This is a genomic window from Streptomyces phaeoluteigriseus, from assembly GCF_001896135.2.
Classification (GTDB): domain Bacteria; phylum Actinomycetota; class Actinomycetes; order Streptomycetales; family Streptomycetaceae; genus Streptomyces; species Streptomyces phaeoluteigriseus.
Window position 1 is genome coordinate 1 of sequence record NZ_MPOH02000063.1, and the last position, 4887, is coordinate 4887.

Sequence of the window (4887 nt, forward strand, 5' to 3'; positions counted from 1 at the left end):
GGCCGGCGCAGCATGAGGGCCGGCAGATGGTGTAGCAGTTCCTTCGGGCCCTGGCGCCGTACGGCGCCAGGGCCCTCGACGCGTTCCCCGCAGGACAAGAGGTGCAAGTGACAGCAGACGATTCCTACGACCGTCTCGACGACGACGACTACCCCGCCTACACCATGGGCCGGGCCGCCGAGCTGCTCGGCACCACCCAGCGCTTCCTGCGGGCCATCGGCGAAGCCCGCCTCATCACCCCGCTGCGCTCCGCGGGCGGCCACCGCCGCTACTCCCGCTACCAGCTGCGCATCGCCGCCCGTGCCAGGGAACTCGTCGACCACGGCACACCCGTCGAGGCCGCCTGCCGCATCATCATCCTCGAGGACCAGCTCGAAGAGGCCCGGCGCATCAACGCCGAGTACCGCCGCACCGCATCCCTGCACACCGCGGGCATCTGACCCGCAGTGGGCGGCGTCGTGCAGGGGCGCACCCTTCCACCGATTCCCAGAATACGAGCGCATGATCGCCGAAGATTCTCAGCCGCCGTCACCCGGACGGGAGTCCCCGCCCCGCCCCGGCACCGCACCCGACCCCATCCGCCTCCCGGCGGCCGACGCGCCCGTCGGCCCGGAGAGCGGGATGGAGCGCGCGGCGGCGCTGCTGAAGCCGCGGATGCGCGGCTGGCTGCACGCGGGCGTGTTCCCCCTCGCGCTGGTCGGGGGCATCGTCCTCATCGCCGTCTCCCGCTCGGCCGCGGCAGTGGCGGCCTGCTCGGTGTACGTGGTGTCGGCCTGTCTCCTGTTCGGCACCAGCGCGGTCTACCACCGCGGAACGTGGGGTCCGCGCGGGGAGGCCGTCCTGCGGCGGATGGACCACGCGAACATCTTCCTGATCATCGCCGGCACCTACACCCCGCTGGCGGTGCTGCTGCTCCCGGCGGACCGGCAACTGGTGCTGCTGTCCCTGGTGTGGGCGGGCGCCCTGGTCGGCATCGCCTTCCGCGTCCTGTGGATCGGCGCTCCCCGGTGGCTGTACACCCCGAGTTACATCGCGCTGGGCTGGGTGGCCGTCTTCTACCTGCCCGACTTCGCGCGCACCGGCGGTGCAGCGGTCGCCGCACTCGTCATCGCCGGCGGTCTGCTCTACACCGCGGGGGCCGTCGTCTACGGACTCAAGCGCCCCGACCCGTCACCGGCCTGGTTCGGCTTCCACGAGGTCTTCCACGCCCTGACCATCACCGCCTTCACCGCCCACTACACGGCCATCCTCCTGGCCGCCGCATGACCGTGCTCGGGGCGGCACCTCGGGGAACCGCCGGAGGCGGGCGCGGCGGGAACGGTCCCGAGCACACCCTGACCCGTCCTGCCACCGCCGCGATATAACCGGACGATGATCTACCACCTCGTCCCGAAGGCAGAGTGGGACGCCCGTCCCGACCTTCCCTACGCACCCGCCTCCCTCGGCGAGGACGGCTTCGTGCACTGTTCGCCGGACGAGGAGACGACGTTGGCCATCGCCGACGCCTTCTACCGCACGGCTCCCCGACCGCTCCTGGCGGTCCTTCTCGACGAGTCCCGCCTGACCGCCCGCTGCGAATGGGAGACGCCGACCCCGGCCCCGCCGCCCGGTGTCCCCGGCTCCGTCCTGTTCCCCCACGTCTTCGGCCCCCTCGACCGCAGCGCGGTCACCCGCGTCCTGGAGGTCCACTGGGACGAGGAGGACCGGGCGACGGGACTGAGGCGACGGGACTGACGGAGGTCGGACGGTAAGTGGGCCAGGACGGCTTCCCCGGAAGCGGAAGCGGAAGCGGAAGCGGAAGCCGGACGCAGACGCGGCTGCGGACAAGGACACGGAAGCACGGCTGCCGTACTCGTACGACGCCCCCACGACCGCACCGCGGGCATGCCCAGCGCGACCGCTTCCCGCATCAGCACCTGTCAGTGCCCCACCCCGAGCCGCCTCATGAGGCCCGGACGCCCCCCCCGCGCCCCCACGCCCCCCGCGTCAGCGGTCGTCCGGATCGTCCCGCGGCACCAGCGTGACCCGGTGCAGGTTGCACGTGTAGGGGGACGGCGCGGCGGCGGTGACCGGGCCCTGGGACAGGTGGGCCTTGAGAGCGACGCTGACCAGGCTCATCAACAGGTCCACGTCCGTGTCGCAGTCGAGGTGGACGGTGACCCAGCGCGAGCCGGGCACCACGCGCACCGCCGTCGACTCCATCAGGTCGGAGTGGATCCGGCGGATGGCCGGGACGGTCAGGTGGAGGTCCACGTCCCGGTCGGAGTGGAAGTGGAGGATCTCGCTGTGGACGGAGCGCAACGCCCGCCCTGCGCCGCAACTGGCCTGGCCCGTACTGAGGTCGGGCCAGACTTCCAGTCGCTTCATGGCGCGCTCGGCCAGAGTCATGGGGCCATGGTCGCTCGCACACCGTCCGGCTACCAGGGGTTGAGGGAAATGTAACCGGGGCGTGAGGTCGTGCTCGCACCCCGTACGTCGACCATGACGTTTCCGTCACCCCTTGGGCTGTGCTCAACACGTTCTCCTCCGTGCCGGGTTGGAAGAACCACGACGTCGACGGGTTCGACGGCGGCATCGCCCGGCAGGAGACCGACGGCACCCCCCCCGTCGGAGCGAGCGGTGTTCCCACCCAGCCGCCCACCGTGACCGGCGCCCAGGCTCCCGCGACGTACACCCGGACCGGGCGGCGCCACCTGGACGCCCGCCCGGCAGCCGTCCAAGCCGGCGACGCGGCCGGCGGCCGGCGGTGATCAAGCGGCGGCCCCGGCCGGCTCGGTAGCCGACGAGTGTCGCCGCTGCTGCGGCCGATGCAACGCAGCACGAGGATCCAGCACACCCCGACGCGACGGCGGCGGCGCCGAGTTGACGGCCGCCTGGGACGGCACCCCGCCGACGGCTCCGGCTCCCGGCAGGGCCGTACACCGGGGAACCGACCGCGGCCCCGGCGGGCGGCGCCGGGACGGCGATCACGCGGACCGGGGGCGTGACGGTGACCGACGGGGCGTAGCGGACCGGTGGGCTGTCAGCGGGGACGCCGGAGTGCGGTGACGGCCCCCGCGCCTACCATCCCCACCCATGGCCATGTTCGTACACCTGACCTCCGCCGCCCACGCCCCCCGCATCCGCCGCTCGGGCATCCGCGCGGCGGGCGAGGGGCAGGGCGGCGCCCGCGGAGTGTTCTGCTTCCCGGTGCTCGCGTCGCACACGCTCACCCACCAGTGGCTGCGGGAACTGGCCCGCTTCGGCAGCCGGGGCGGGCTGGTCGCGGTGCACGTCCGGCTGGACGACACGCAGGAGGTCCTGGTCGGGCGGTACCCGGACCGGCGGCGGGGCAGGCAGGAGCGCGTCGGCGCCGCGGAGGCCGTACGGCGTATCGCGGCGCTCGACGATCCGCGCGGCTGGGAGGTCTTCGTGCCGCGCGCGATCCGTCCCCGCGAGGTGCACCGGATCCGTGCCGCACCCCAGGTGGCGGGCTGGCGGTACCTCCCGGACGCGCACGGCACCCGCCCCTGCACCTGCCACGGCTGCCGGGTACGCGGCGGATACGGCGCGCGGCGCCTGCGTGAGCGGCTGCCGCACCCTCTGGACGGGCCGCCGCCCCCGGTGCGGACGCTCCTCGCGAGGATCACGCAGGCCCAGGACCCCGGCGACCCGGCCGTCCTGCGCGAGACCCTGCACTGGTTCGGCACGCGCCGTCGCGGCCCGCTGCCCCGGCTGGTCCCGCTGGCCGCCCACCCCGACCCCTCCGTACGGGAGGCGCTGGTGTGGGCGGTCGCGGGCTGGCGTACACCGGGGGTCGCCGACCTCCTGGACACCCTCGCGGACGATCCGGACGAGGACGTACGGGAGGCCGTGGCGGCGGTCCGCGAGGACGACCCGGAGGACGACCCGGACGACTAGGGCAGGGCTGCCGGCAGTCGTGTCACCGCACCCTCACTGATCCGAATACCCGATGTCCCCGATCGTCCACGCGCTCACGTCCTCCAGGGCGACCCGGTACATGCCACCGGTGTCGGGGATGCCGACGTTGCCCTGGAGGATCCGTGCGACGTGGAAGTGCAGGTGGGTGGGCCGGCCGTCCCGCGGCTCGGGGGGCTTGCCGGTGCCGTCCGGCCGGGTGAAGACCGTGGAGAACGCCCCGAGTTGATCGGAGGCCTCGAGGACCTCCGCCACCCGCTGCTTCCACAGTGTCTCCGGTGCCAGCCTGCCTGTGATCACGGCTCCGGGGATCACCACGGTGAGGGACATCCGACTGTTGTGCTCCGACTCCACCCTTGCGGCGATGTCGACGAGCAGGTCATCAGCGTGCGCCATGAGTCAGGAGCCTACTCGGTGGCGGGTCCGCTCTGCCCGGGCGCGGCCTGCTGGACCACCTCGAAGGACCACAGCGTGGCGCCGGAAGCGGCGGGTTTCGGCCGTTCGGTACCTTCGGTCCCGCCGCCGCCCCCGCCGCGGTGGGCCGCCTGTCCCTGCCCGGACATCCAGTTCTGGAAGTCCTCCTCGCTGCGCCAGCGCGTGTAGACGAGGTACGTGTCGGTGCCCTCCACCGGGCGCAGCAGCTCGAACCACTCGAACCCGTCCGAGTTCTCGACGGCACCCGCCCGCGCGGCGAACCGCTTCTCCAGCGTCTCGCGCTGCTCCTCGGGAACGGTCAGCACATTGATCTTGACGATGCTCATGCGCCCATTGTCCGCCGTCCGCGGGGTCGGCGCGCACCCGGCCGTGGTCCGGGCCGATCGGGCACATATGACCGGCCGCGAGGCCGCGTTGTCCGCCCACGGCGGTCTCGGCCACGGTGACCACCGGCTGAGCCCCGTGGGCCCGCGCGCGCTCGACACCGACCTCCTCACGCTCAACACCCCTCGCGCGGGCGCCCATTGCCCCCGC

The 4887-nt window shown here is 73.3% G+C and carries 8 protein-coding genes; 5 read left to right on the forward strand and 3 right to left on the reverse strand.

All coding sequences use genetic code 11. The features are described 5' to 3' along the window. Positions 1-107: 107 nt before the first annotated feature. The 3 genes from BM536_RS38605 to BM536_RS38615 all read left to right on the forward strand — a co-directional run bounded on the left by BM536_RS38605 (position 108) and on the right by BM536_RS38615 (position 1734). Positions 108-440 (forward strand): helix-turn-helix domain-containing protein, encoded by a 333-nt coding sequence (locus tag BM536_RS38605; RefSeq protein WP_073499864.1) that lies wholly within the window; start codon positions 108-110, stop codon positions 438-440. A gap of 61 nt (positions 441-501) precedes the next feature. Then, complete coding sequence (gene trhA / locus BM536_RS38610) at positions 502-1266, forward strand: PAQR family membrane homeostasis protein TrhA (RefSeq protein WP_245874036.1); 765 nt, start codon at positions 502-504, stop codon at positions 1264-1266. Between the two features lie 105 nt (positions 1267-1371). Next, positions 1372-1734, forward strand: a complete 363-nt coding sequence (locus tag BM536_RS38615) for a DUF952 domain-containing protein (protein ID WP_094104091.1) — start codon at positions 1372-1374, stop codon at positions 1732-1734. 252 nt (positions 1735-1986) lie between these two features. Here BM536_RS38615 and BM536_RS38620 read toward each other — a convergent pair whose 3' ends face one another. Beyond that, a complete protein-coding gene (locus BM536_RS38620; protein WP_073499867.1) occupies positions 1987-2388 on the reverse strand; it encodes a luciferase domain-containing protein in 402 nt (133 codons plus the stop codon). A 119-nt stretch (positions 2389-2507) separates the two neighbouring features. On the opposite strand from BM536_RS38620, the gene BM536_RS38625 reads away from it, so the two are divergent. Together BM536_RS38625 and BM536_RS38630 are read left to right on the forward strand one after the other, a co-directional pair. Beyond that, the gene (locus BM536_RS38625) at positions 2508-2750 is read left to right on the forward strand and encodes a hypothetical protein (RefSeq protein WP_073499869.1); all 243 of its coding nucleotides are present in this window, start codon (positions 2508-2510) and stop codon (positions 2748-2750) included. 325 nt (positions 2751-3075) lie between these two features. After that, positions 3076-3900: a HEAT repeat domain-containing protein gene (locus tag BM536_RS38630; protein WP_211363029.1), complete on the forward strand. Its 825-nt coding sequence runs from the start codon at positions 3076-3078 to the stop codon at positions 3898-3900. Between the two features lie 33 nt (positions 3901-3933). Here BM536_RS38630 and BM536_RS38635 read toward each other — a convergent pair whose 3' ends face one another. Together BM536_RS38635 and BM536_RS38640 are read right to left on the reverse strand one after the other, a co-directional pair. Then, on the reverse strand, positions 3934-4314 hold the full coding sequence (locus tag BM536_RS38635; protein ID WP_073499871.1) for a hypothetical protein: 381 nt from the start codon (positions 4312-4314) through the stop codon (positions 3934-3936). An 11-nt stretch (positions 4315-4325) separates the two neighbouring features. Continuing rightward, the gene (locus tag BM536_RS38640) at positions 4326-4679 is read right to left on the reverse strand and encodes an antibiotic biosynthesis monooxygenase family protein (RefSeq protein ID WP_073499872.1); all 354 of its coding nucleotides are present in this window, start codon (positions 4677-4679) and stop codon (positions 4326-4328) included. Positions 4680-4887: the final 208 nt, after the last annotated feature.